Annotated in this window: 22 protein-coding genes and 3 tRNA genes; 16 read left to right on the top strand and 9 right to left on the bottom strand. The window is 66.9% G+C overall.

Annotated features, from left to right (window positions below; translation table 11 throughout):
• Window positions 1-7 precede the first annotated feature (7 nt).
• From gnd to ACZZZB_RS10375, 9 genes are all read left to right on the top strand, one after another.
• Window positions 8-898 (top strand): phosphogluconate dehydrogenase (NAD(+)-dependent, decarboxylating), encoded by an 891-nt coding sequence (gene gnd, locus ACZZZB_RS10415; protein WP_064294036.1) that lies wholly within the window; start codon window positions 8-10, stop codon window positions 896-898.
• Window positions 899-1058: 160 nt separating this feature from the next.
• Entirely contained in the window at window positions 1059-2288 is a 1230-nt protein-coding gene (gene recF, locus ACZZZB_RS10410; RefSeq protein ID WP_463529630.1) for a DNA replication/repair protein RecF, read from the top strand.
• On the top strand, window positions 2281-2805 hold the full coding sequence (locus ACZZZB_RS10405; protein ID WP_137242931.1) for a DciA family protein: 525 nt from the start codon (window positions 2281-2283) through the stop codon (window positions 2803-2805). Before recF ends, ACZZZB_RS10405 begins: the two co-directional genes overlap by 8 nt.
• A 123-nt stretch (window positions 2806-2928) precedes the next feature.
• On the top strand, window positions 2929-4938 hold the full coding sequence (gene gyrB / locus ACZZZB_RS10400; protein WP_064294034.1) for a DNA topoisomerase (ATP-hydrolyzing) subunit B: 2010 nt from the start codon (window positions 2929-2931) through the stop codon (window positions 4936-4938).
• A gap of 126 nt (window positions 4939-5064) precedes the next feature.
• Complete coding sequence (gene gyrA / locus ACZZZB_RS10395; RefSeq protein WP_079704324.1) at window positions 5065-7689, top strand: DNA gyrase subunit A; 2625 nt, start codon at window positions 5065-5067, stop codon at window positions 7687-7689.
• Complete coding sequence (locus ACZZZB_RS10390; protein ID WP_056010202.1) at window positions 7679-8086, top strand: DUF3566 domain-containing protein; 408 nt, start codon at window positions 7679-7681, stop codon at window positions 8084-8086. Before gyrA ends, ACZZZB_RS10390 begins: the two co-directional genes overlap by 11 nt.
• A gap of 87 nt (window positions 8087-8173) precedes the next feature.
• Window positions 8174-8247: transfer RNA gene (locus tag ACZZZB_RS10385), tRNA-Ile, on the top strand.
• A gap of 55 nt (window positions 8248-8302) precedes the next feature.
• Window positions 8303-8375, top strand: a tRNA-Ala gene (locus ACZZZB_RS10380).
• A 74-nt stretch (window positions 8376-8449) separates the two neighbouring features.
• Window positions 8450-8872, top strand: coding sequence for an NUDIX hydrolase (locus ACZZZB_RS10375; protein ID WP_079704326.1), 423 nt, complete (start codon window positions 8450-8452; stop codon window positions 8870-8872).
• A 70-nt stretch (window positions 8873-8942) separates the two neighbouring features.
• Here ACZZZB_RS10375 and ACZZZB_RS10370 read toward each other — a convergent pair whose 3' ends face one another.
• Window positions 8943-9467, bottom strand: a complete 525-nt coding sequence (locus tag ACZZZB_RS10370) for a hypothetical protein (protein ID WP_079704327.1) — start codon at window positions 9465-9467, stop codon at window positions 8943-8945.
• Window positions 9468-9571: 104 nt separating this feature from the next.
• Between ACZZZB_RS10370 and ACZZZB_RS10365 the strand changes: the two genes are divergently transcribed.
• The gene (locus tag ACZZZB_RS10365) at window positions 9572-10129 is read left to right on the top strand and encodes a peptidylprolyl isomerase (protein ID WP_064294028.1); all 558 of its coding nucleotides are present in this window, start codon (window positions 9572-9574) and stop codon (window positions 10127-10129) included.
• Window positions 10130-10294: 165 nt separating this feature from the next.
• Window positions 10295-10987, top strand: a complete 693-nt coding sequence (locus tag ACZZZB_RS10360) for a rhomboid family intramembrane serine protease (RefSeq protein WP_463529629.1) — start codon at window positions 10295-10297, stop codon at window positions 10985-10987.
• Between the two features lie 435 nt (window positions 10988-11422).
• On the opposite strand, the gene ACZZZB_RS10355 is transcribed toward ACZZZB_RS10360, so the two are convergent.
• Window positions 11423-11668, bottom strand: a complete 246-nt coding sequence (locus ACZZZB_RS10355; RefSeq protein ID WP_064294026.1) for a cell division protein CrgA — start codon at window positions 11666-11668, stop codon at window positions 11423-11425.
• A gap of 78 nt (window positions 11669-11746) precedes the next feature.
• Here ACZZZB_RS10355 and ACZZZB_RS10350 point away from each other — a divergent pair, with 78 nt between their 5' ends.
• The 3 genes from ACZZZB_RS10350 to ACZZZB_RS10340 are packed head-to-tail and all read left to right on the top strand — an operon-like array spanning window position 11747 to window position 13349.
• The gene (locus tag ACZZZB_RS10350) at window positions 11747-12553 is read left to right on the top strand and encodes a class E sortase (protein WP_191939953.1); all 807 of its coding nucleotides are present in this window, start codon (window positions 11747-11749) and stop codon (window positions 12551-12553) included.
• 2 nt (window positions 12554-12555) lie between these two features.
• Window positions 12556-12717: a hypothetical protein gene (locus tag ACZZZB_RS10345; protein ID WP_463529628.1), complete on the top strand. Its 162-nt coding sequence runs from the start codon at window positions 12556-12558 to the stop codon at window positions 12715-12717.
• A complete protein-coding gene (locus ACZZZB_RS10340) occupies window positions 12714-13349 on the top strand; it encodes an anthranilate synthase component II (RefSeq protein WP_463529627.1) in 636 nt (211 codons plus the stop codon). Before ACZZZB_RS10345 ends, ACZZZB_RS10340 begins: the two co-directional genes overlap by 4 nt.
• A 30-nt stretch (window positions 13350-13379) precedes the next feature.
• Here the strand turns inward: ACZZZB_RS10340 and pknB are convergent, their stop codons facing one another.
• The 7 genes from pknB to ACZZZB_RS10305 all read right to left on the bottom strand — a co-directional run bounded on the left by pknB (window position 13380) and on the right by ACZZZB_RS10305 (window position 22309).
• The gene (pknB, locus tag ACZZZB_RS10335; protein ID WP_463529626.1) at window positions 13380-15071 is read right to left on the bottom strand and encodes a Stk1 family PASTA domain-containing Ser/Thr kinase; all 1692 of its coding nucleotides are present in this window, start codon (window positions 15069-15071) and stop codon (window positions 13380-13382) included.
• A gap of 99 nt (window positions 15072-15170) precedes the next feature.
• Complete coding sequence (locus ACZZZB_RS10330; RefSeq protein ID WP_463529625.1) at window positions 15171-16925, bottom strand: serine/threonine-protein kinase; 1755 nt, start codon at window positions 16923-16925, stop codon at window positions 15171-15173.
• On the bottom strand, window positions 16922-18397 hold the full coding sequence (locus ACZZZB_RS10325) for a peptidoglycan D,D-transpeptidase FtsI family protein (protein ID WP_463529624.1): 1476 nt from the start codon (window positions 18395-18397) through the stop codon (window positions 16922-16924). Before ACZZZB_RS10325 ends, ACZZZB_RS10330 begins: the two co-directional genes overlap by 4 nt.
• On the bottom strand, window positions 18394-19791 hold the full coding sequence (locus tag ACZZZB_RS10320; RefSeq protein ID WP_079704333.1) for an FtsW/RodA/SpoVE family cell cycle protein: 1398 nt from the start codon (window positions 19789-19791) through the stop codon (window positions 18394-18396). The genes ACZZZB_RS10325 and ACZZZB_RS10320 overlap by 4 nt, the downstream gene beginning before the upstream one ends.
• On the bottom strand, window positions 19781-21025 hold the full coding sequence (locus ACZZZB_RS10315; RefSeq protein WP_229939185.1) for a Stp1/IreP family PP2C-type Ser/Thr phosphatase: 1245 nt from the start codon (window positions 21023-21025) through the stop codon (window positions 19781-19783). Before ACZZZB_RS10315 ends, ACZZZB_RS10320 begins: the two co-directional genes overlap by 11 nt.
• Before the next feature lie 4 nt (window positions 21026-21029).
• Window positions 21030-21566 (bottom strand): FHA domain-containing protein FhaB/FipA, encoded by a 537-nt coding sequence (locus ACZZZB_RS10310; RefSeq protein WP_192004009.1) that lies wholly within the window; start codon window positions 21564-21566, stop codon window positions 21030-21032.
• Window positions 21563-22309 carry an FhaA domain-containing protein gene (locus ACZZZB_RS10305; protein WP_124767843.1) on the bottom strand — a complete coding sequence of 249 codons (747 nt, stop codon included), beginning with the start codon at window positions 22307-22309 and terminating at the stop codon, window positions 21563-21565. Before ACZZZB_RS10305 ends, ACZZZB_RS10310 begins: the two co-directional genes overlap by 4 nt.
• Window positions 22310-22547: 238 nt before the next feature.
• Here ACZZZB_RS10305 and ACZZZB_RS10300 point away from each other — a divergent pair.
• Together ACZZZB_RS10300 and ACZZZB_RS10295 are read left to right on the top strand one after the other, a co-directional pair.
• Window positions 22548-22634, top strand: a tRNA-Leu gene (locus ACZZZB_RS10300).
• A gap of 81 nt (window positions 22635-22715) precedes the next feature.
• Entirely contained in the window at window positions 22716-23393 is a 678-nt protein-coding gene (locus tag ACZZZB_RS10295) for a hypothetical protein (RefSeq protein ID WP_194642877.1), read from the top strand.
• Window positions 23394-23403: the final 10 nt, after the last annotated feature.

Here is a 23403-nt window from a genome sequence, read left to right as displayed (position 1 = left end):
ATCCACCATGCACATCGGTCTCGTCGGTCTCGGCAAGATGGGCAACAACATGCGCACGCGTCTGCGTGCGAACGGCATCGAGGTCACCGGTTTCGACCGGAACCCCGATGTCACCGACGTCGCGACGATCAGCGACCTCGTCGCTGCGCTCCCGGCACCTCGCACGGTCTGGGTCATGGTCCCCGCCGGGGCCATCACCGACTCCGTGGTCGAGGAGCTGAACGGCCTGCTCGAGGCCGGCGACCTGATCATCGACGGCGGCAACAGCCGCTTCACGGACGACTTCAAGCACGCTGAGCTGCTGTCGGCGAAGGGCATCGACTACATCGATGCCGGCGTCTCCGGCGGTGTCTGGGGTGTCGACAACGGCTACGGCCTCATGGTCGGCGGTTCCAAGGAGCAGGTGGAGCGGGTCATGCCCGTCTTCGACGCCTTGCGTCCTGAAGGCCCGCGCGATGAGGGCTTCGTCCACGTCGGAGAGGTCGGCGCCGGCCACTACGCGAAGATGGTGCACAACGGCATCGAGTACGCGCTCATGCAGGCGTACGCCGAGGGCTTCGAGCTCCTCGACAAGCGCGAGGACATCATCAAGGACGTGCCCGGCACCTTCAAGGCCTGGCAGCGCGGCACCGTCGTGCGGTCCTGGCTGCTCGAGCTCCTCGTCCGCGCCCTCGAGGAGGACCCGGACTTCGAGCAGATCGAGGGCTACGTCGAGGACTCGGGCGAGGGCCGCTGGACGATCGAGGAGGCCATCGCGAACGCGGTGCCCGTCCCGACCATCTCGGCATCGATCTTCGCCCGCTTCGTGTCGCGCCAGGAGGACTCGCCGGCCATGAAGGCGGTCGCCGCACTCCGCAACCAGTTCGGCGGTCACGCGGTCAAGAAGGCCGACGACTGACGACACGACGTCTCCTGACGAACGAAATCGACCCTCCCGGAGCCTTCCGCTTCGCTGGAGGGTCGATTTCGTTCACCCTGCGTCGTCGTGACGGGCGCGCTCGGACGTCCGACGGCGCCCCGACCCGTTCGGCGTCAGGGCGAGGCGGTAGGGTGACGTGGTGATCGTGCGGCACTTGAATCTCACCGACTACCGCAACTACGCGGTGGTCGACGTGGCGCTCGAACCCGGACCCAATCTGTTCGTGGGTCGCAACGGCCAGGGCAAGACCAACCTCGTCGAGGCGATCGGATACCTCAGCAGCCTCGGGTCTCATCGGGTCTCCTCCGAGCAGGCGCTCATCCGACACGGTGCCGACGCGGCGATCATCAGGGCGCGCATCGTGCACGACGGTCGTGAGCTGCTCGCCGAGGTGCAACTCAACCGGGGTTCGGCCAACCGCGCCCAGGTGAACCGGTCCCAGATCAAGCCGCGCGAACTGCCGCGATACGTGTCCACCGTGCTGTTCGCCCCGGAGGACCTACTGATCGTCCGCGGCGACCCGTCGGCGCGCCGGCGGTTCATCGACCAGCTCCTCGTGCAGCGGATCCCCCGGCTGGCCGGCGTGATGGCCGACTACGACCGCTCCCTGAAGCAGCGGAACTCGCTCCTCAAATCGGCGAGGGCGCGTGGGCTGAAATCCGGGCCCCTGGCGACGCTCGACCTCTGGGACGACCGACTCGTGCAGTACGGCACGGAGATCATCGCCGAACGTCTGCAGCTCCTGGCCATGCTCGGTGGACCACTGCGCGGAGCGTACGAGGCCGTGGCCGGCGACGATCACCGACCGGTCCTCCTGCCCGTGCTCAGTATCGCCGGCACCGATGCCGAGGACGAGTCGGCAGCCGCCGATCCCACGGAGGGCGTGGAGCCGGGCGCCCCCGTCGATCTGGCGCGCATCGCGGAACGGTTCCGTGCGGCGCTCGCGCAGCGCCGGTCGGCCGAGCTCGAGCGGGGCCTGACGCTCGTCGGACCGCACCGAGACGACGTGTTCTTCGGTCTCAACGGGCTGCCGGTCAAGGGCTACGCGAGCCACGGCGAATCGTGGTCGTTCGCGCTCGCCGCCAAACTCGCCTCAGCCGAGCTCCTCCGTGCCGACTCGTCCCTCGGCGATCCGGTGCTCATCCTCGACGACGTCTTCGCCGAGCTCGATTCGCGTCGCCGGGAACGCCTCGCGGCCGCGGTCGCGGAGTACGACCAGGTCATCATCACCGCGGCCGTGTTCGACGACGTCCCCGAACGGTTCACCGCGCACGTCGTGCGCATCGAGGCCGGACGGATCGTGGACGGTCCGGACGAGGCTGCCGGCCCAGTGAACGAGCCGCTCCCCACGGAGTCGACGCATGACTGAGCCGCGGCGACTCGGACGGGACGCCGACCCAGCGGGGGAACTCTCCGCCACGGTGTACCTCCGGTTCAAGGAGATCTTCGGCGGCGAACGGGTCTCCCGTGATCGCAAGCGCCGCGAACGCTCGGCCGAGGGGCCGCAGGACTCGGTGCCGTACGGTGTCGGTCGCGACCCGAAGGGCCTCGGGACGGTCATCGATTCACTGACCGCCGGACTCGGATGGAACTCGCCGCTCGCTCAGCACGAGGTCCTCGGGAACTGGGCGGAGTTGTGCGGCGAGGACACCGCCAGATACTCCGAACCGGTGTCGATCGCGGACGGCGTCCTGATCGTCCAATGCCAGTCCACGGCCTGGGCGACGCAACTGCGGCACATGCGCCATGAGATCCTCGTCCGCATCGCCGAACGCTATCCCGATGCCGGTGTCGACACGATCCGTTTCCAGGGCCCCGGAGCACCCTCCTGGAAAAGAGGCCCCAGGTCGATCCCAGGGCGTGGTCCACGCGATACTTACGGCTAGGGAGGCAAATACGGCCTCCGGGCATGGAAAAGTGCCTCAAACGGGCGTTTTCTCGCGGCTTCACGGGGTCTGTTTGGTAGGATGGAACGGTCGAATCTCGACGGTTTGGAGCCCTCTTTTCCTATGACATCAGAACCCAACACGCACGCCCAAGACTCTGATTACGGCGCAAGTGCCATCCAGGTTCTCGAAGGTCTCGAAGCCGTCCGGAAGCGGCCCGGTATGTACATCGGGTCCACCGGTCCACGTGGTCTGCACCACCTGGTCTACGAGATCGTCGACAACTCCGTGGACGAGGCCCTCGCCGGCTACTGCGACACGATCCTCGTGACCATCCTGGAGGACGGCGGCGTCCGCGTCATCGACAACGGTCGAGGCATCCCGGTCGACATCCACCCGGTGGAGAAGAAGTCGACCGTCGAGGTCGTCCTGACCATCCTGCACGCCGGCGGCAAGTTCGGCGGCGGCGGGTACGCGGTCTCCGGTGGGCTCCACGGCGTCGGTTCGTCCGTCGTCAACGCACTGTCCACGCGCCTCTCCGTCGAGGTCCGTCGTCAGGGTTCGGTCTGGCGCCAGAGCTTCCAGCACGGTGTCCCCGACGCCCCGCTCCACGAGGACGAGCCGTCCTCCGAGACGGGCACCACGATCACCTTCTGGCCGTCCGCCGAGACGTTCGAGACGACGGAGTTCGACTACGAGACGCTCCGGACCCGCTTCCAGCAGATGGCCTTCCTCAACAAGGGCCTCCGCATCGAGCTCGCCGACGAGCGTCCGTTGCGCGACGCCATCGAGGCCGACGACGTCGACGACAACTCGGCGGCACACTCGCAGCGCAAGGACGTCTTCTTCTACGAGCGCGGTCTCGAGGACTACGTCGAGTACCTGAACAAGGCCAAGCGTGCCGAGCTCGTCCACGACGAGATCATCTCCTTCGAGTCGGAGAACACCGAGCGCAAGATCGCGCTCGAGGTCGCGATGCAGTGGACGACGGCGTACAACGAGAGCGTCCACACCTACGCGAACACGATCAACACGCACGAGGGTGGCACCCACGAAGAAGGGTTCCGCGCGGCGCTCACCACGCTCGTGAACCGCTACGCACGTGAGAAGGGCATCCTCAAGGAGAAGGACGACAACCTCTCCGGCGACGACGTCCGCGAGGGCCTCACCGCCGTCATCTCCGTGAAGCTCTCCGAGCCGCAGTTCGAGGGCCAGACGAAGACCAAGCTCGGCAACACCGAGGCGAAGGCGTTCGTGCAGAAGGTCGTCAGCGAGCAGCTCAACGACTGGTTCGACCGCAACCCGAACCAGGCCAAGGAGATCATCCGGAAGGCGCTGCAGGCCGCGACCGCTCGTCTCGCCGCCCGCAAGGCCCGCGAGACGGCCCGTCGCAAGGGCCTCCTCGAGGGTGGCGGCATGCCCGGCAAGCTCAAGGACTGCCAGTCGAAGGACCCGTCGCTGTCCGAGATCTTCATCGTCGAGGGTGACTCCGCAGGCGGCTCCGCCGTGCAGGGGCGCAACCCGGAGACCCAGGCGATCCTCCCGCTCCGTGGCAAGATCCTCAACGTCGAGAAGGCACGCCTCGACCGCGCGCTCGCGAACAACGAGGTCCAGGCCATGATCACGGCCTTCGGTGCCGGCATCGGTGAGGACTTCAACCCCGACAAGGTGCGGTACCACAAGATCGTGCTCATGGCCGATGCCGATGTCGACGGCCAGCACATCACGACGCTGCTGCTGACCCTCCTGTTCCGCTACATGCGCCCGCTCGTCGACCTCGGATACGTGTACCTCGCGCAGCCGCCGCTCTACCGCCTGAAGTGGTCGAACGCCGACCACCAGTACGTGTACAGCGACCGCGAACGCGACGCCCTCCTCACCGACGGTGTCGCCTCGGGCAAGCGCATCCCGAAGGAGAACGGGATCCAGCGCTACAAGGGTCTCGGCGAGATGAACTACAAGGAGCTGTGGGAGACCACGATGGACCCGCAGACGCGGACGCTCCTCCAGGTCACCCTCGACGACGCCGCGGCCGCCGATGAGATCTTCTCCACACTCATGGGCGAGGACGTGGAGTCCCGCCGGACCTTCATCCAGAAGAACGCGAAAGACGTCCGCTTCCTCGACATCTAGCCGGCCCGGTCACTGAGCTTGTCGAAGTGCGACAGCCTCGAGGACCGTCCGGCCCCGACATAGCCCCTCGACAAGCTCGGGGAGCGAAGATCGTTCAGCTCCGCAATCGAAAGAGTCAGTAGACACATGGCAGACGAAACCAACGACGAGATCACGGTCCCGGACGAGGACCACGGCGTGCACGGACGGATCGACCAGGTCGACCTGCAGCTCGAGATGCAGCGCAGCTACCTCGACTACGCGATGAGCGTCATCGTCGGCCGCGCCCTGCCCGACGTCCGCGACGGTCTGAAGCCCGTCCACCGCCGCGTGATCTACGCGATGTACGACGGCGGCTACCGCCCCGACCGCTCGTTCTCCAAGTGCGCGCGCGTCGTCGGCGACGTCATGGGTCAGTTCCACCCGCACGGCGACACGGCCATCTACGACGCGCTCGTCCGCCTCGTCCAGCCGTGGAGCCTTCGGTACCCGTTGGCGCTCGGCCAGGGCAACTTCGGCTCACCGGGCAACGACGGCGCGGCCGCCCCTCGGTACACCGAGACGAAGATGGCCCCACTCGCCATGGAGATGGTGCGCGACATCGACGAGGAGACCGTCGACTTCCAACCCAACTACGACGGCGAGTCCCAGGAGCCGGTCGTCCTGCCGGCGCGCTTCCCGAACCTCCTCGTCAACGGTTCCGTCGGCATCGCGGTCGGCATGGCCACGAACATCCCGCCGCACAACCTCCGCGAGGTCGCCGACGGTGCCCTGTGGCACCTGGCGAACCCCGAGGCCAGCCGGGAAGAGCTCCTCGAGGCGCTCATGCAGCGCATCAAGGGGCCGGACTTCCCGACCGGCGCGCAGATCCTCGGTATCAAGGGCATCCAGGACGCCTACCGCACGGGTCGCGGTTCCATCACCATGCGGGCCGTCGTGAACGTCGAGGAGATCCAGGGCCGGACCTGCCTCGTCGTCACCGAGCTCCCGTACCAGGTGAACCCCGACAACCTCGCGCTGAAGATCGCCGACCTCGTCAAGGAGGGCCGTCTCGGCGGCGTCGCCGACATCCGCGACGAGACCTCCGGTCGCACCGGCCAGCGGCTCGTCATCGTGCTGAAGCGCGATGCGGTCGCGAAGGTCGTCCTCAACAACCTCTACAAGCACACGCAGCTGCAGGACAACTTCGGCGCGAACATGCTCGCGATCGTCGACGGCATCCCGCGCACGCTGCCGCTCGACGGGTTCATCACCAACTGGGTGACGCACCAGGTCGAGGTCATCGTCCGCCGCACCGTGTTCCGACTCCGCAAGAAGGAGGAGCGCGCACACATCCTCCGCGGCTACCTGAAGGCGCTCGACGCCCTGGACGAGGTCATCGCGCTCATCCGCCGTTCGCCGTCCGCCGACGAGGCGCGCACGGGCCTCATGGACCTCCTCGAGATCGACGAGCTCCAGGCCAGCGCGATCCTCGACATGCAGCTGCGTCGTCTCGCCGCCCTCGAGCGTCAGAAGATCATCGACGAGGCCGCCGAGATCGAAGCGCAGATCGCCGACCTCAAGGACATCCTCGCGAAGCCGGTCCGCCAGCGCGAGATCGTCAGCGAGGAGCTGACCGCGATCGTCGACAAGTACGGCGACGACCGTCGCACCGAGATCATGTTCGGTTTCGACGGCGACATGAACATGGAAGACCTGATCCCCGAAGAGGAGATGGTCATCACGGTCACGCGCGGCGGGTACATCAAGCGCACGCGCAGCGACAACTACCGTCAGCAGCACCGCGGCGGCAAGGGTGTCAAGGGCGCCCAGCTGCGCGCGGACGACGTGGTCGACCACTTCTTCGTGACGACGACGCACCACTGGCTCCTCTTCTTCACCACGAAGGGCCGCGTGTACCGCGCGAAGGCCTACGAGCTGCAGGAGGCCGGCCGCGACGCCAAGGGCCAGCACGTCGCCAACCTGCTCGCCATGCAGCCGGATGAGGAGATCGCCGAGATCCTCGACATCCGCGACTACGAGGCCGCGACGTACCTGGTCCTCGCGACACACGACGGCCTCGTCAAGAAGACGGCGCTCTCGGAGTACGACACGAACCGCTCGGGCGGCATCATCGCGATCAACCTGCGCGAGGGCGACGAGCTCACCTCCGCACTGCTCGTGGAGAACGACAGCGACGTCCTGCTGGTGTCCCGCAAGGGTATGTCGATCCGCTTCACGGCGAGCGACGAGACCCTGCGGCCGATGGGACGAGCGACGAGCGGCGTGATCGGCATGCACTTCCGCGACGACGACAAGCTGCTCTCGGCGTCGGTGCTGCCGTCAGTCGAGGGTGAGGAACGCGAGGCGTTCGTCTTCGTCGTGACCGAGGGCGGCTACGCGAAGCGCACCAACATCGACCAGTACCGCGGCCAGAACCGCGGCGGTCTGGGCATCAAGGTGGCCAAGCTGAACGACGATCGAGGCACGCTCGCGGGCGCGTTGATCGTCGATGAGAGCGACGAGGTCCTTGTGGTTCTTGCCAGTGGCAAGGTGGTAAGGTCTGCCGTGGCCGAAGTTCCAGCGAAGGGGCGCGACACGATGGGCGTCGTCTTCGCACGTTTCGCGGAGAGCGACCGAATCATCGCGCTGGCCAAGAACAGTGACCGAAACCTTGAGACCCAGGATGTTCCGGAGACGGTTGCAGACGCAGCCGCCACGGAGGGTGCAGAACCCGAGGCATCCGTGCCGGACGAGACTCCGGCGATGAAGGAAGAAGTAGATGAGCAGTAGCGTCGCAGAGAAGTTGGCCAAGAAGTCGACCAAACGCACCAGCACCAAGCAGGTGCGCCTGAAGCTGGTGTACATCGACTTCTGGTCGGCGGTGAAGCTGTCGTTCCTGGCGGCGATCGCGGTCGCCGTGGTCATCGTGGTGTTCTTCTTCCTCGTCTACACGGTGCTGAACACCACCGGTGTCTTCACGAAGGTCGGTGGCCTGTTCACCGACATCGCCGGCCCGGGGAACAACATCCTGCAGTACGTCAACCTGCCGCAGGTCATGGCCTTCGCCGGCATCGTGGCGCTGCTCAACCTCATCGTCATCACGCTGATGGGAGCCCTTCTCGCGGGGCTCTACAACCTCAGTGTGAAGATCACGGGTGGCCTCCTCGTCGGGTTCACCAACAACTGACGCTCCGTCGGGACGGCGCCGCCCAGTGCGGCGCCGCTCGATTATGAGTTGCGGCGGGAATCGGGTAGTCTCAACAAGGTTCAAAACGGGGCTATAGCTCAGGCGGTTAGAGCGCTTCGCTGATAACGAAGAGGTCCCAGGTTCAAGTCCTGGTAGCCCCACCCTGCACGACCAGTAACACACCGATTGGATCGGATCCCCGGATCTGCTCCATCCGGGGCCTTAGCTCAGTTGGTAGAGCGCCTGCTTTGCAAGCAGGATGTCGGGAGTTCGATTCTCCCAGGCTCCACAGTCCAGAAACGCCCTCGGCAGACGCCGGGGGCGTTCTCCGTTGTCGCGGGGACCGGCGGTTAGGCTGGCGGCATGGATATCCGCGTCGCTGCATATGCCGTCATCGTCGACGAACGGGGCATGCTCCTCTCCCACTGGAACGAGAGCGGACACAGCGGATGGACGCTCCCGGGCGGCGGGATCGACCCCGGTGAGGACCCGGCCGATGCTGCGGTCCGCGAGGTGTTCGAGGAGACCGGCTACCACGCCGAGCTCGACGACCTGATCGGCGTCGACTCGCAGGTCGTGCCGGCGGAGCGTCGCCTCAGCACGACGGCCACCGGGCCGCTCCACACGCTGCGCATCGTCTACCGGGCGCACCTCACCGGCGGCACGCTGACCTACGAGGCCGACGGCAGCACCGACTACGCCGCGTGGTACCCGCTCGAGGAGGTCGGCTCACTCGACCGCGTCAGCCTCGTCGACGTCGGACGACGCTTCGCCGGCCTCATCTGAGCACAGCCGTCACAACACGAAGCCCCTCCCCGGTCGGAACCGGCGAGGGGCTGCGTCGTGCGAAGCGAGATCAGGAAGCGGCAGGCTCCTCGTCGGAGACCCACAGCTCGTCGTCTGCGCGGAACGTCTGCCAGACGGCGTAGGCGACACCGGCAGCGGCGAGGACGCCGAGGCCGATCGCGATGACGGTACCGGCGCTCGCGCCCTTCTTGGCGGGCAGCACCTGCTCGGGGACGTGGAGGCGACGGAGGGCCGCCTGCACGCGGGTGTCCTTGGCGATGTCGCCGATGCTCAGCACCGTACCGACGACGCCACCGACAGCGGGGACGACGCCATCCGAGATGCCCTTGCGCACGCCGTCGACGGCGTTGCGGGAGACCTTGATCCCCCGGTCGACCGTCGGGACGACGCGGTGCTCGTAGGTGTCGCGCACGACGGGGACCACCTGCTCCTTCGAGAAGTTCCCGAGCTGACGGCTCACCTCACGAGCGACTTCGTTGGCGTGGTTCAGGACATCCTGCTGGGAGTCCCAGAGGTCGGCAGCGGAACCCTTGAGCTTCTTGAGCTCTTTCCGGCGCTTGCGTGACAGGCTCATGTGGTCATCTCCAATGATCGCGGCAACAACGTAACCTCCATCTTGCCACTTAGACCCCTGGATACCATCCGAGAGTCCCGAACCCTTGTGCAAGAATTGGGAGTATGTCAAAGCACACCGCAGTCGCCACGTTGCACACCAACCACGGTGAGATCAAGGTCAACCTCTTCGGGGACCACGCTCCTAAGACGGTCAAGAACTTCACCGACCTGGCGACCGGCGGGCGCGAGTGGACGGACTCGAAGACGGGCCAGACCCGGAACGACGCGCTGTACAGCGACCTCATCTTCCACCGCATCATCCCGGCGTTCATGATCCAGGGCGGCGACCCGCTCGGAACCGGCACCGGTGGCCCGGGCTACAACTTCGACGACGAGATCCACCCGGAGCTCAACTTCGACGAGCCCTACATCCTCGCCATGGCGAACGCCGGCAAGCGCCGCAACGCCATCACGGGCGCCGTCGAGGGCACGAACGGTTCGCAGTTCTTCATCACCACCGTTCCCACGCAGTGGCTCCAGGGCAAGCACACCATCTTCGGTGAGGTCGCCGACGCCGAGTCCCGCGCGGTCGTCGACGCCATCCAGGCCGTCCCGACCGGTGCCGGCGACAAGCCGATCGAGCCCGTCGTCCTCGAGAGCGTCACCATCTCCGAGGCCTAGGCCCCGCTCGGAGGACAGACCGTGACCCTGCCCCGGGATCCGTCGGCCAACTTCTGCTATCGCCACCCCGACCGACAGAGCTTCGTGCTCTGCCAGCGTTGCGGTCGGACGATCTGTGGAGAGTGCCAGACGCCCGGGGCAGTCGGTTTCATCTGTCCGGAGGACATGAAGGCGCAACGACAGAGCGCCCCCCGCAACCGTCTCGGCGCGAGGATCAGCAACTCCTCCCCCATCGTCACGTACGCGATCATCGCCGTGACGGCGTTCGTGTTCCTGTTGCAGTGGATCCCCGGGCTCGGCGTCACGAACGCGCTCCTCTACGCCGGCGTGTACTCCGACCCGTCGTACGGTGCCTTCCAGCCCTGGCGGATGCTGACCGCCGTGTTCGTGCACTCGCAGGGGTTCATCTTCCACATCCTGCTGAACATGTACACGCTCTGGATCTTCGGCCGGATCCTCGAGACGATGCTCGGGCACTGGCGGTTCCTCGCGCTCTACCTGGTCGCCGGGTTCGCCGGTTCGGTCGGTGTCCTGTTCCTCGCCGACCCGAGGACGGCCGTCGTCGGCGCCTCGGGCGCGATCTTCGGGCTCCTCGGGGCGTTCCTCGTCATCCAGCGACGCATGGGTGCCGACACCCGCGGGCTGCTGGTGCTCCTGGGCATCAACCTCGTCATCGGCTTCATCCCCGGCGTGAACATCGCCTGGCAGGCCCACCTGGGCGGGCTCGTCGGCGGCGCCCTCATCGGCCTCATCCTCGTCAACACCCGCAAGCGGACGCAGCAGCCCCTCCAGGCAGTCCTGATCGGCGTCTCGAGCGTCGTCCTCGTGGGCGCCAGCCTCCTGCCCGCCCTGCTCTGAGCGGGACCGCACTTCGTCAGGCTCAGTGACCGGGTTTGGCTCAGTGACCGGGTTTGGCTCGGTGACCGGGTGTGGCTCGGTGACCGGGTGTGGCTCGGTGACCGGGTGTGGCTCGGTGACCGGGTTCGGATCCGTGACCGGGTGCTGCCCGGTGACCCGCGTCGACCAGTGGTGCGCCCGGCGGCGCGCCACAACCGTGCAGCAGACGTTGAAGGTTTCTCGAGTTATCCACAGAGTTATGAACACTGGGGATAATTACACCGGTGTGGTTCCCCGTGTTTCCGGGACTCCCTGCGGTTCTCCACACCGGCATGTGGATAACTCGGAAGTTCTCCACATTCCTGTGGAGAACTCGATACGCCGGATCCCGAGTACAACGAAACAGCGGGCCGTCCGAGAGGACGACCCGCTGTGCACGACGTGAAGTGAGAGAGGCTAGCGCCACCTGGTGGTCATGAGGAAGCCGATGAAAGCGATGCCGAAGCCGACGAGGATGTTCCATGGGCCGAGCGACTGGATCGGGAGCAGCGTGCCGCTCAGGTAGTAGACGACGATCCAAGCGAGGCCGAGGAGCATGAAGCCGAACATGACCGGCTTGAACCAGACCGCGTTCGGTGCGGGTTCGCCGCTCGTCTGCTCGGGTTCGCGGGACGGTTTGCTTCGTGACTTCGTGCGTGCCATGCCGACATTCTACCTGTTCACCCCAATCGGTGCCTTGGGGATCAGCCGATCCCGGGTTCTTCTCGGTAGAATCCATGCGTGACCGACGACCTACCTTCGCGAGCGAGCGCACGCGCCGCTGAGCGCAGAGCGCCGTCGAAGCACCGGATCAGCGTCTTCGGGGTGGCCGGGGAGCTGCTCATCACCGCGGGCATGGTGGTCCTGCTGTTCCTCGCCTGGCAGCTCTGGTGGAACGACATGATCATGGCCGGCAGCCAGGCGAACGCCGCGTCGAACCAGTCGCAGGAGTGGATCAAGAACGCCGAGAGCGCTCCGGCGCCCGAACCGACCGTCGATGCGACCGGCGCGCCGAACTACGGTGAGCCGCCCGTGACCGCCCGGCCCGCGCCGGGCGACCCGTTCGCTGTGCTCTACGTGCCGCGGTACGGCGCCGACTACCGCCGCGTCGTCGCCGAGGGTGTCGACACCGCGACCGTCCTCAACAGCTTCGACCTCGGCGTCGGTCACTACCCGAGCACCCAGATGCCCGGAGAGGTCGGCAACTTCGTCGTCGCCGGTCACCGCAAGGCTTACGGCGGCGCGATGACCCTGATCAGTGACCTGCAGATCGGCGACAAGGTCTACGTCCAGACGGCCGACGGCTATTACACCTACGTGTTCCGGAACATCACCTACGTGTTGCCCACCCAGGTGGACGTCCTCAATCCCGTCCCACAGGTGGACGGCGTCGCACCCACGCAGCGCATCCTCACCCTGACCACCTGCAACCCGCTGTATTCGACGGCGGAACGCAGTATCGCTTACGCGGTGTACGAGTCCTGGCAGCCGCTGTCCGCCGGGCCGCCCGCCGAGATCGCCGCGTCCGTCGCGGCCGCTGGAGGCTGACGATGTACGGCGCACTCTGGAGGGTCCTGCCCGGACCCGTCTGGCTGAGGATCATCATCCTCGTCGTCCTGTTCGTGGCGATCGTGGCCGCCCTCTTCACGTGGGTGTTCCCCTACGTGGACTCGTTCATCGTCGATCAGAATGTGACCGTCGGCGACGAATGACCCGCGTCCTGGTCATCGACAACTACGACAGCTTCGTCTACACGCTGAACGGGTACGTCGAACAACTGGGTGCAGAGACCCTCGTCGTGCAGAACGACGGCATCGCGCTCGACCACCTCGAGCAGCGGATCCTCGAGTTCGACGGCGTGCTCGTCTCGCCCGGACCCGGCCGGCCCGGTGACGCCGGGATCTCGCTGGCCACCGTGCGCGCCGTGTACCGCACCGGGACACCGCTCCTCGGGGTGTGCCTCGGCCACCAGGCGATCGCCGAGGCGTTCGGAGCGACCGTGCACACCGCCGACGAGCTGATGCACGGGCAGAGCTCGCTCGTGGAACACGACGGTAGTGCCCTCTACCGCGGGATCCCGCAGCAGTTCAACGCCACCCGGTACCACTCGCTGGCCGTCGTCGACGGCAGCGTTCCCGAGGAGCTCGTCGTGACGAGCCGGACGACCGGCGGCGTCATCATGGGCCTCCGCCATCGTGACGCCCCGATCCACGGCGTGCAGTTCCATCCGGAGTCGGTGCTCTCCGAGGGCGGCTACCAGCTCCTGGCGAACTGGCTCGAGACGGCCGGGCTCACCGGTGCGCATCAGCGGGCACGAGGGCTCAGTCCGCTCATGACCCGGTAGGCCCTTCGACAGGCTCAGGGACCGGAGAGCCTACGGACCGGTGCAGTAGGTGAGTGTGATGACCGACTTCTGCGGAATGTCGCCGGGTGCGGGTGACATGGCCGTCACCGGGTCGCCGGCGACGGCCTTGCACGTCGCGTCGGCCTGCGGCTGCACGGTGAACTGCCTCGTCGCATCCTGCAGGTAGTTCGTCGCGTCGAGGAGTGGCTGCCCGACGACGTCCGTCAGCGTGACGTTCCCGCTGGAGACGACGAGGTTCACCGTGGACCCCTGGTCGACGGAGGTACCCGCTCCGGGATCCATCCGCAGCACGACACCTGCCGGCACGGTCGGCGAGTTCTCGCGGGTCACGGAGCCTTGGGTGAGGCCGGCAGCGGTGACCGCGGCCCACGCGGCCTCGGAGGATTGGTTGGTGACGTCGGGTACCTCGACCTGAGCGCGACCGGTCGACACGTAGACCTTGATCTGCGTGTTCTTCGTGACCGTGGTGCCGCCTGGCGGGTCGGTGCGGATGACGTGCCCGGCATCGTAGTCGCTGCTCGCTTCGTCGAACTTGGTGGGGACGAGCTCGAGCTGCTCGATCGTGCTGTTCGCGCTCTCCCACGTGGCGTCGACGAGATCCGGCACCTCTCGGGAGTCCGTGGAGATGCTTGTCGCGGGCGGGAGCTGCACCACCCAGAACACGAGTGAGAACAGGATGACGGCGATACCGGCGATGGCAGCCCAGATCCACACGACCGGTGGCCGGCGCTGAGTTCGCGTCACGGTGTCGTCAGAGGTGAGCTGACGGATCGCCTGCTCGGTGCTGGACGCCGCCGTCGGAGATGGGCCGAACAGCGAGTCGTGGTCGTCGCGTCGGACCGGGACATGGCCGGCTCCGGCTTCGTCGAGGTCCTCACGGAACTCGACGGCGCTCTGGTACCGCTCGAAGCGATCCTTCGCGAGGGCTCGGAGGACGACCTGGTCGAGTGCCGGCGACACCTTCGGGTTGATCGAGCTCGGTTTCGCCGGGCGCTCGCTCACGTGCTGGTACGCGACGGCGACGGCGGTGTCGCCGCGGAAGGGCGCCTTGCCCGTCAGCATCTCGAAGAGGACGACGCCGGTGGAGTAGAGGTCGGTCCGGGCGTCGACCGTTTCGCCCTTGGCCTGCTCGGGCGAGAAGTACGCGGCCGTGCCGAGGATGGCGGTCGTCTGGGCGACCGTCGTGGACGAATCGGAGACGGCGCGCGCGATGCCGAAGTCGGTGACCTTGACGTCGCCGGCCGTGGTGATCATGACGTTGCCCGGCTTGATGTCGCGGTGCACGACGCCGGCTCGGTGGGAGTACTCCAGCGCGGTGAGGATGCTGTGCGCGATGCGCACCGCCTCGTCGGACGCGACGGGGCCCTCGGCGATGAGGTCCTTCAGCATGCGCCCTTCGACGTACTCCATGACGATGAAGGGCTCGATGAGGTCGTGACCGGATCCGTCCTTCACCCGCTCCTCGCCGGCGTCGTAGACCCGGACGATCGTGGGGTGCGCCATCCGTGAGGCGGCCTGCGCCTCCTGACGGAAACGGGAGCGGAATGCGGGGTCGGTGGCGAGCGTGGACTTCAGGACCTTGATGGCGACGGTGCGACCGAGCTTGGTGTCGACGCCGCGGAAGACGTTGGACATGCCCCCGCGACCGATGAGGTCGCCGACGACGTATCGGCCTGCGAGCAGGCGTTGATCGTCAGCCACGTACCACCCCTGAATTCGCTTGGAGGACAAACACTAACAGCTTACCCGGGCACGCTTCCAGTGCTCTCAGGGATGCCCCTGAGAGCACTCGAAGCGGTACTAGGAAGTCGCCTTGACGACGGTGATGGGCGACGGTGCGGGGGAACCCGACGATGTGCCTGTACTGCACCGTACCGCGTACGTCGCCGACAGGGATCCGGGGGTGTCCACGGTGACCGTACCGAACGTGGTGTTGGCGTCGAACTCACCCGAGGTGTTGTTCTGGAACGTTCCGCCCGTAACGGTCACGGTGTAGCCCAGGAAATCGGTTCCGCTCGGGCAGGCGTTCTGCACCGCGAGCCAGTCGACACGGATCGTCGTCGACGCGGCATCCTTCGGGATCTCGAGCTGACCAGCGTCGTTGAGGACGGACTGGTCGAACTTCGGCGCCTCCGTGGGCGGGTCGATGACCGCGATCTCCCCGTACACGGTGAGGGTGATCGCCGACCCGGTCTTCACGTTACCCGTCGGGTTGACGTCGTACACCGTGTTGACCTGCTCCGGCGAGGTCGCGGCATTGCCGACGTTCTTCGACACGCTGAAGTTGTACGGCGGCGCGCTGAAGATCGTGTTGAGTTCGTCGAAGGACCGGCCCTGGAGGTCGCTCAGGTTGATCGGGAACACCGTGGGCGTGGGCGTCGGTGTGGGCGTCGGGGTCTTCGTCGGCTTCGGCGCCGCGGACGTCGTCGGCGGGGGCGTGGTGCCCCCGGCATCGTTGCCCTGGTTGGCGAACACGGCGATCAGCGAACCGACCAGCACGATGACGAGCAACGCGACCAGACCGATGAGCGGCCAGGTCCACTTGCTGCGCTTCTTCTTCTCGCCCTCGCCCTCGCCCTCGACGTCGTCCTCGAGCTGGTCCGCCTCGGCGGCGGACAGCAACTGCGTGGTCGCGTCGTCGGCTGCGGGCATCCGGCGGGTCTGGTCCATCACGGTGGTCGCGGCGTCGCCGGCCCCACCGAGGATCATCGGCACGGCTGCGGCCGCGGCGTTGAGGTCGCCTCGACGGAGCGCCTGAGCGGCGCGCGCGACGTGGGCGGACGATGCCGGACGGTCGACCGGGTTCTTCGCGATCATCGACATGACGAACCGGCGGACCGGCTCGGCGATCGTGACGGGAAGCTCCGGCGGCTGCTCGTTGATCTGCGCCATCGCGATGGCGACCTGCGACTCGCCCGTGAACGGACGGCGTCCGGCGAGGCACTCGTACGCGACGATGCCGAGCGAGTAGATGTCCGTCGACGGCGAGGCTGGGTGCCCGCTCGCCTGCTCGGGCGAGAGGTACTGCACGGTGCCCATGACCTGACCGGTGGCCGTGAGCGGCACCTGGTCGGCGATGCGGGCGATGCCGAAGTCGGTGATCTTGACGCGACCGTCCGGCGTGATGAGCAGGTTGCCCGGCTTGATGTCACGGTGGACGAGGCCTGCGGCGTGCGCGGCCTGGAGTGCCGACGAGGTCTGCGCGACGATGTCGAGCACCTTGTCGGTGGGCAGGACACGCTCGCGCTCGAGCACGGTGGACAGGGCCTCACCGGGCACGAGTTCCATGACGAGGAACGCGCTGCCATCCTCCTCGCCGTAGTCGAAGACGTTGGCGATGCCCTCGTGGTTCACGAGCGCGGCGTGCCGTGCCTCAGCACGGAACCGCTCGAGGAACCCGGGGTCCCCCATGTACTCGTCCTTGAGGATCTTGATGGCGATGGTCCGGCCGATGACCAGGTCAGTGGCCTGCCACACCTCGCCCATGCCACCGATCGCAATGCGAGATTGCAGTTCGTAGCGACCTCCGAAGGTCAGCCCGGCTGTCGGTCTCATTTGTTCAGCACCGCCTCTAGTACTTTCTTCGCGATCGGAGCGGCCACGAGGTTGCCGTAACCGTCCTGTCCGAGTCCACCGCCATCTTCAACAACGACCGCCACGGCGACCTTCGGGTCGTCCGCAGGCGCGAAACCGGTGAACCACAGCGTGTACGGATCGTCGGATCCGTTCTGTGCCGTGCCTGTCTTTCCAGCCACATCGACCCCATCTATTCTTGCATTAGTCGCAGCACCGCTCTGGACGCCCTGGACCATGATGTCCGTGATCTGCTTGGCCACCGAACTCGAGATCGGCTGCGACAGCTGCGCCGGTTCGAACTCCTTGAGGACGCTCAGATCGGGGTTCACGACGCGGTTCACCAGCTGCGGGTTGCAGACGATGCCACCGTTCGCGATGCCGGCCGAGACCATGGCCATCTGGAGTGCCGAGGCCCGCACGGTGTACTGCCCGAAGGCGGCCATGGCGGTCTGGTCGTCGCTCAGCGCGTTCGGGAAGGTGCTCGGCTGCATCGGCATGGGGTTGAGTCCCGTTCCGGTGATGTTGACGTCCATGTTGAAGCCGAAGCTCTGCGCCATGTCGCGGATCTTCTCGTAGCCGAGTTCGACGCCGAGCTCCGCGAGCGGGATGTTGCAGCTGAGCTCGACGGCCCTCGCGATGGACACCGTCGCCCCGCCGCCGCAGCTTCCGCCCTCGGAGTTGCGGATGACGGTGCTCGTCCCGGGCAGCGTGTAGGTGGAGGGGTTCGGGAACTCCGACTCCGGCGTGTAGTCGCCCGAGGCGAACGCCGCGGCCGCGGTGACGAGCTTGAACGTGGAACCGGGCGGATCGAGGTCGCCGTCGACGCCCTTGTTGAGGAGCGGCTGGCGGTCGTCATCGTCGAGGGTCCGATAGGCGTCGAGCACGGCCGCGTTGTCGTGGCTGGCCAGGACGTTCGGGTCGTAGCCGGGGCTCGACACCGAGGCGAGGATCTTGCCCGTCTTCGGCTCGATGGCGACGATCGCGCCCTCCTGGTCGCCGAGTGCGTCGAAGGCGGCCTGCTGAACGACGGGGTCCAAGGTGACCTCGACCGCGGCACCCTTCGGGGCCTGACCGGAGATGAGCCGGTTGATGGAGTCGAGGAACTGGGAGTTCGACGTGCCGCTGAGGAGGTCGTTCGTCGCGAGTTCGAGACCGGACGAGCCCTGGGTGGGCGAGAAGTAGCCGGTGACGGGCGCGTACAGCGGGCCGTTGGCATAGACGCGCTGGTACTTGTACTCGTCGTCGCTCGCGACCGACGAAGCGATGGCGGTGCCGTCCGTGAGCAGGATGGGCCCCCGCTCCGTCCGGTAGCTGTCGTAGAGCGTCCGGGTGTTGCGACCGTCGGCGTTGAGGGTGTCGGCCTGGAACATCTGGATGATGGTGGTCGACCCGAAGAGCGCCAGGAACATCGCCAGGACGACGATGCTCACCCGCTTGAGTTCGCGATTCATGAGACCACCGCCTTGGGTTGGGTTCGGACCGTGTCGGAGATGCGGAGCAGGACGGCGATGATGATCCAGTTCGCGACGAGCGACGACCCGCCGGCCGCCAGGAAGGGTGTGGTGAGCCCCGTGAGCGGGATGATGCGGGTCACGCCGCCGACGACGACGAAGACCTGCAGCGCGACGGTGAACGCCAGGCCGATCGAGAGGAGCTTGCCGAAGTCGTCGGTACCGGCGTAGCCGACTCGGAAGCCCCGCGAGACGAGCAGCAGGTAGAGCGCGAAGATCGCGAAGAGGCCGGCCAGACCGAGCTCTTCACCGAGGCTGGCGATGATGTAGTCGCTCTGCGGGACGGGCGTGATCTCGGGCATGCCCTGGCCGAGCCCGGTGCCCAGCAGTCCGCCGTGGGCGAGGCCGAAGATGCCCTGCACGAGCTGGTAGCTGCCGCCGTCGCGGTCGAAGACCTCCGGGTTGAAGGCGTCCCACCAGTTGTGGAACCGACCGGCGACGTAGGAGAGGGTCTGGCCGGCGATGAACGCACCGGCGAAGAACATCGTCAGGCCGATGATGATCCAGCTGGCGCGGCTCGTCGCGACGTACAGCATCACGAGGAACATGCCGAAGTAGAGCAGACCGGTTCCGAGGTCGCGCTGGAAGACGATCACGCCCATCGCCATCGCCCAGACCACGAGGATCGGGCCGAGGTCGCGCAGACGGGGGAACTGGATCCCGAGGAACTTCTTGCCGACCATCGAGAGGCTGTCGCGCGTGCGCACGAGATAACCGGCGAAGAAGACCGCGAGAGCGATCTTCGCGATCTCGCCGGGCTGGAAGGTGACCGCGTCGCCGATGCCGATCCAGACGCGGGCGCCGTTGACCTCCCGACCGATGCCCGGCAGCAGGGGCAGCAGGAGGAGGACGAAGGCGAAGAGGCCGGCGATGTACGTGTACTTGAAGAGCACGCGGTGGTTGCGGATGATCAGGACCACGGCGATGGCCCCGGCGATCGCGATCGCACTCCACACCATCTGTCGGACCGCGGCGCTCGCCCAACCGGAGTCGCCGAGGGCGATGTCGATCCGGTAGATCTCAGCGATGCCGACGCCGCCGAGCACGGTGGCGATCGGTAACAGGAAGGGGTCGGCCTCCGCCGCGGTGTAGCGCAGCACGATGTGGAAGGCGAGGACCAGGAGTGACAGGCCCGAGCCGAAGGTGATCAGGGCGAAGTCGAGGTGCCCGAGGGCGCCGAGCTGCACGAGCATGACCGCGACCGCGTTGATGGCGAACGCGAAGATGAGGAGCGCGAGCTCCAGGTTGCGGAGCTTCTTCGGCAGCCGGAGTCGGCGCATCGTCTTGATGACGCCGGTATCGGCTTGGATGGGGGCTGCGACGTCACTGGTCATCGGTCACCCGCAATCGCTTCACGATGTCGAGGGCCTCGGTGAACGAGGACGCGCTGATGGTCTGGTCGACGGCCTGGCGGTCGAAGTCGGAGAGTGAGCCGAGCGGGATGCCGGTGTCCTCCTTGACGTTCGACAGTTTGATGGGGCCGACGTCCTGCTGGATGCCCTGGTAGATGACCACCGTGTCGTCGTCGCCGCCGACGAAGTAGCGGGTCTGGGTCCACGCGTACCCGAGCACGACACCACCGACGATCGCGACGATGACCACGATGAGACCGACGAGCCAGGTGATGCGCCGACGTCTCGCGCGGCGCTCGTCCTCCTCGATGAGCTCGTCGAGGTAATCCTCGGAGGCGGGCTCGAAGTGCGAGTTGCCGAGCGAGGTGACCCGCCCCGGGTGCAGCCAGCTGTTGGGGATGAGCGACGGCTTCTTCACCGACGGGGTGAGCGCGAAGGCCACGGGCTTCGAGGCCGAACCGACGACGACGGGCTCACCGTCACTCACCGGCTCGTCGACGATGTCGACGACCACGACGGTGACGTTGTCCGGTGCACCGCGGTCCAGGCTCTGCCGGACGAGCTTCTCGGCAGTGCGCTGCGCCGACAGCTGCTCGGTGAGGGTCGCCGTGATGTGCGTCTCGTCGACCACGCCCGAGAGACCGTCCGAGCAGAGGATCCAGCGGTCACCCGGCTGCGTTCCGAGCGTCATCGTGTCGATTTCGGGGGAGGCGTCGACGTCGCCGAGGACGCGCATCAGCACGGATCGGCGGGGATGGACCATCGCCTCCTCCGCCGTGATCCGGCCGGAGTCCACGAGACGCTGGACGAACGTGTGGTCGACCGTGATCTGGCTGAGCTCGCCCTCACGGAAGAGGTAGATGCGGGAGTCGCCGATGTGGGCGATGGCGACCTCGTTGCCGATGACCGCGAGCGCGGAGACCGTGGTGCCCATGCCGGTCAGCTCGCGGTGCTTCGAGACCGTGTCGCCCAGGATGGAGTTCGCCGCGAGGATCGCGGACTGGAGCGTCGCCTCAGCGGCTTCGGAGGACGGATACGGTTCGTCGGCCTCGATGATGCGGTTGAGTGCCATCGCCGAGGCGACGTCACCGCCGGCGTGGCCACCCATGCCGTCGGCGACGACGAACAGGTGGTGCCCGGAGTATCCGGAATCCTGGTTGTTTGAGCGCACTTTACCCACGTGGGAGAGCGCTGCGCCGGCGCCGCTGGTCGTCACCGGGTTACCGCCGCAACTCGAAACTGGTCTGGCCGACCTTGACGGGGGTGTCGAGTGGGATCTGCGTCGGGACGCTCACGCGCTTGCCGGCGAGGAAGGTGCCGTTGGTGGAGTCGAGGTCCTGGACCATCCACTCGTCGTTCCAGAGCATGAGGCGCGCGTGATGCGTGGACGTGTAGTCGTCGCGGATGATGAGGCCGGAGTCCGCTGAGCGGCCGATGGTGATCGGCTCGCGGCCGAGGGGGAGCTCGGTGCCCTGCTTGGGCCCGGACACGATGACGAGGCGCGAGGTGTTGTCGACCGTGGCGCGCGGAGGCGTGCCGCTCGATCCGCCGGTGGCGGGCCGACTGGGGGCCGGGGCGGCCGCGGCGCGCATCGGCTGCGGCGGTGTGGCCGGGGCTCCGTTCGACGACTGCTGCTGCGGCTTCCGGACACGTGGTCCGAAGAGGTCGGTGCGGAGGGCGTAGACGATGCCGAAGACGAACGTCCAGAGCAGGAGCAGGAAGCCGATGCGGAGGACCAGCAGGGTCAGTTCGCTCACGCGCCGTCCCCCCACGAGTCGCCGAAGGACGACACATCGTGACGTCGGGTCGCATCGCTCATCTGGCGATCGGATCCGCCGGCCTTGGCGACCACCCGGAACACGATCCTGGTGCGGCCGATCTCGATGACGGAGTCGGGGGAGAGTGCCGCCTGGCGGAAGGACTGGCCGTTGAGCTTCGAGCCGTTCGTCGAGCCGAGGTCGCGCGCCTGACCGGCGTTGCCGTCCCAGAGGATCTCGACGTGCTTCCGTGAGGTGCCGGTGTCGGGGATCGTGATGTCGGCCTCGGTACCGCGGCCGATGACCGTGCGGGCCTGCGTGATCGGGTAGCGCTTACCGCCGATGTCGAGCACGGGTGCCCAGGTGACGGAGCCCTTGAGGTTGACGCTGTCGATCTGGACGAGGCCGTCGGGGAGCGAGCGGTCGCCGGAGAGCTTGATGGTCACGGCACCTGGAAAGGAGTACCCCTGGCTCTTGGCATGCTTCTGGACGAGCGAACCGAGTTCGTCGATGAGGGAAGGGCCGATGGCGTCCATGCGCTCGAAGTCGGTGGGCGACATGCGGACGGTGAACTTGTTCGGCACGAGGATGCGGTCGCGGGAGACGACGGCGGCCTTGGTGTCGAGCTCGCGTCGGAGCGCGCTCGTGATCTCGACCGGCTGGAGTCCGGACTTGAAGGTCTTCGCGAAGGCGCCGTTGACGGCGCGCTCGAGTCCCTTCTCGAAGTTGTCCAGAATGCCCACGGTCTCTCGATTCGTGTCGGTGTCCAGGCAATGTTAGACGGTTTGCCTGCACACGAGGCCAATCGACGCGGGCGCCGACGCCAGGTGTTCACCCGCTCGGCAGCAGGAGATCAGCATCGGCACCGGACCGTCGGGGCCGTTTCGTCCTGCTCTGGCGCGGATCTCCGGTGTTCTGCCACCCGGGCTCCGCGTGCTATCCTCGATAAGTTGCCGCGAGAGCGGTGACGTCTGGTGTCTCGCGCGAGTGGCGGAATTGGCAGACGCGCTGGCTTCAGGTGCCAGTGCTCGAAAGGGCGTGCGGGTTCAAGTCCCGCCTCGCGCACCAGTGGATGTGACACGAAGGCCCCCGAGGAATCGGGGGCCTTCGTCGTTCCCGGTGGCGGGGCGCGACCGCTACCGTGTCGACATGGAGACCCTCCGCAAGCCGGTGAGCATCGCGATCACGATGTTGCACGACGGTCGAGTGCTGCTGGAGTTGCTGGCGGACTACTCGTCGGCGTTCAGCAGCGCCGAGACGCACATCGACGATCGCGACCGCACGTCGGCGATCGTGCGCGAGTGGGTGAACGCTCCGCTCGCGGTGCCGGATCGCCGCAGTTCACACCGTCCGTCGAGCTACCACGACGGCTACACCCTCGTCATCTCGGCCGAGTCGACCCGAGATCTTGCGGCGTTCAGCACCTTTGGCAACTCGCTGCGGGTCGACTTCGTCAGGGCGTTCGGCGCGGCGCCCGGCACGGCGGGGGATCCTGAACCACTCGCGCGCGCGCTCCCGCGTGATCTGGCGATCTGCTTCCGGCGCGCGCAGGAGAAGGCCGCCTGGCGGATCGCGCAGGGCGCATATCTTCCTGTCCTCGTCGGATACCTCGACGAACTGCGGGCGATGACGTCGATCGAGGAGCAGTACGCCTATGAGACGACGACCGCCGGTGTCGGAGGAATCCTCGACGACGAGCGCTACCTCCTGGTGGCGGACGATGAACGCGCGCGGCAGGTGTACCTCGAGCTCGTGGCGGAGCGGTCCTCGCTCTACAACTGGTACATGGATCTGGCCAAAGGTGGTCACGCCCGCCCACGGCGGTGACCGGTCAGTC

This window comes from Plantibacter sp. AC185 (genome assembly GCF_979258065.1).
The sequence above is the reverse complement of the archived record's forward strand: the minus strand, read 5'-3'. Positions and strand labels throughout refer to the sequence as shown.

Excerpts from the sequence above, each read along its gene's own strand:
- gnd (WP_064294036.1), top strand. The coding sequence starts at position 8 with ATGCACATCGGTCTCGTCGGTCTCGGCAAGATGGGCAACAACATGCGC.
- ACZZZB_RS10405 (WP_137242931.1), top strand. The coding sequence starts at position 2,281 with ATGACTGAGCCGCGGCGACTCGGACGGGACGCCGACCCAGCGGGGGAA.
- gyrB (WP_064294034.1), top strand. The coding sequence starts at position 2,929 with ATGACATCAGAACCCAACACGCACGCCCAAGACTCTGATTACGGCGCA.
- gyrA (WP_079704324.1), top strand. The coding sequence starts at position 5,065 with ATGGCAGACGAAACCAACGACGAGATCACGGTCCCGGACGAGGACCAC.
- ACZZZB_RS10390 (WP_056010202.1), top strand. The coding sequence starts at position 7,679 with ATGAGCAGTAGCGTCGCAGAGAAGTTGGCCAAGAAGTCGACCAAACGC.
- ACZZZB_RS10375 (WP_079704326.1), top strand. The coding sequence starts at position 8,450 with ATGGATATCCGCGTCGCTGCATATGCCGTCATCGTCGACGAACGGGGC.
- ACZZZB_RS10370 (WP_079704327.1), bottom strand. The coding sequence starts at position 9,467 with ATGAGCCTGTCACGCAAGCGCCGGAAAGAGCTCAAGAAGCTCAAGGGT.
- ACZZZB_RS10365 (WP_064294028.1), top strand. The coding sequence starts at position 9,572 with ATGTCAAAGCACACCGCAGTCGCCACGTTGCACACCAACCACGGTGAG.
- ACZZZB_RS10360 (WP_463529629.1), top strand. The coding sequence starts at position 10,295 with ATGAAGGCGCAACGACAGAGCGCCCCCCGCAACCGTCTCGGCGCGAGG.
- ACZZZB_RS10355 (WP_064294026.1), bottom strand. The coding sequence starts at position 11,668 with ATGGCACGCACGAAGTCACGAAGCAAACCGTCCCGCGAACCCGAGCAG.
- ACZZZB_RS10345 (WP_463529628.1), top strand. The coding sequence starts at position 12,556 with ATGTACGGCGCACTCTGGAGGGTCCTGCCCGGACCCGTCTGGCTGAGG.
- ACZZZB_RS10340 (WP_463529627.1), top strand. The coding sequence starts at position 12,714 with ATGACCCGCGTCCTGGTCATCGACAACTACGACAGCTTCGTCTACACG.
- ACZZZB_RS10330 (WP_463529625.1), bottom strand. The coding sequence starts at position 16,925 with ATGAGACCGACAGCCGGGCTGACCTTCGGAGGTCGCTACGAACTGCAA.
- ACZZZB_RS10325 (WP_463529624.1), bottom strand. The coding sequence starts at position 18,397 with ATGAATCGCGAACTCAAGCGGGTGAGCATCGTCGTCCTGGCGATGTTC.
- ACZZZB_RS10320 (WP_079704333.1), bottom strand. The coding sequence starts at position 19,791 with ATGACCAGTGACGTCGCAGCCCCCATCCAAGCCGATACCGGCGTCATC.
- ACZZZB_RS10295 (WP_194642877.1), top strand. The coding sequence starts at position 22,716 with ATGGAGACCCTCCGCAAGCCGGTGAGCATCGCGATCACGATGTTGCAC.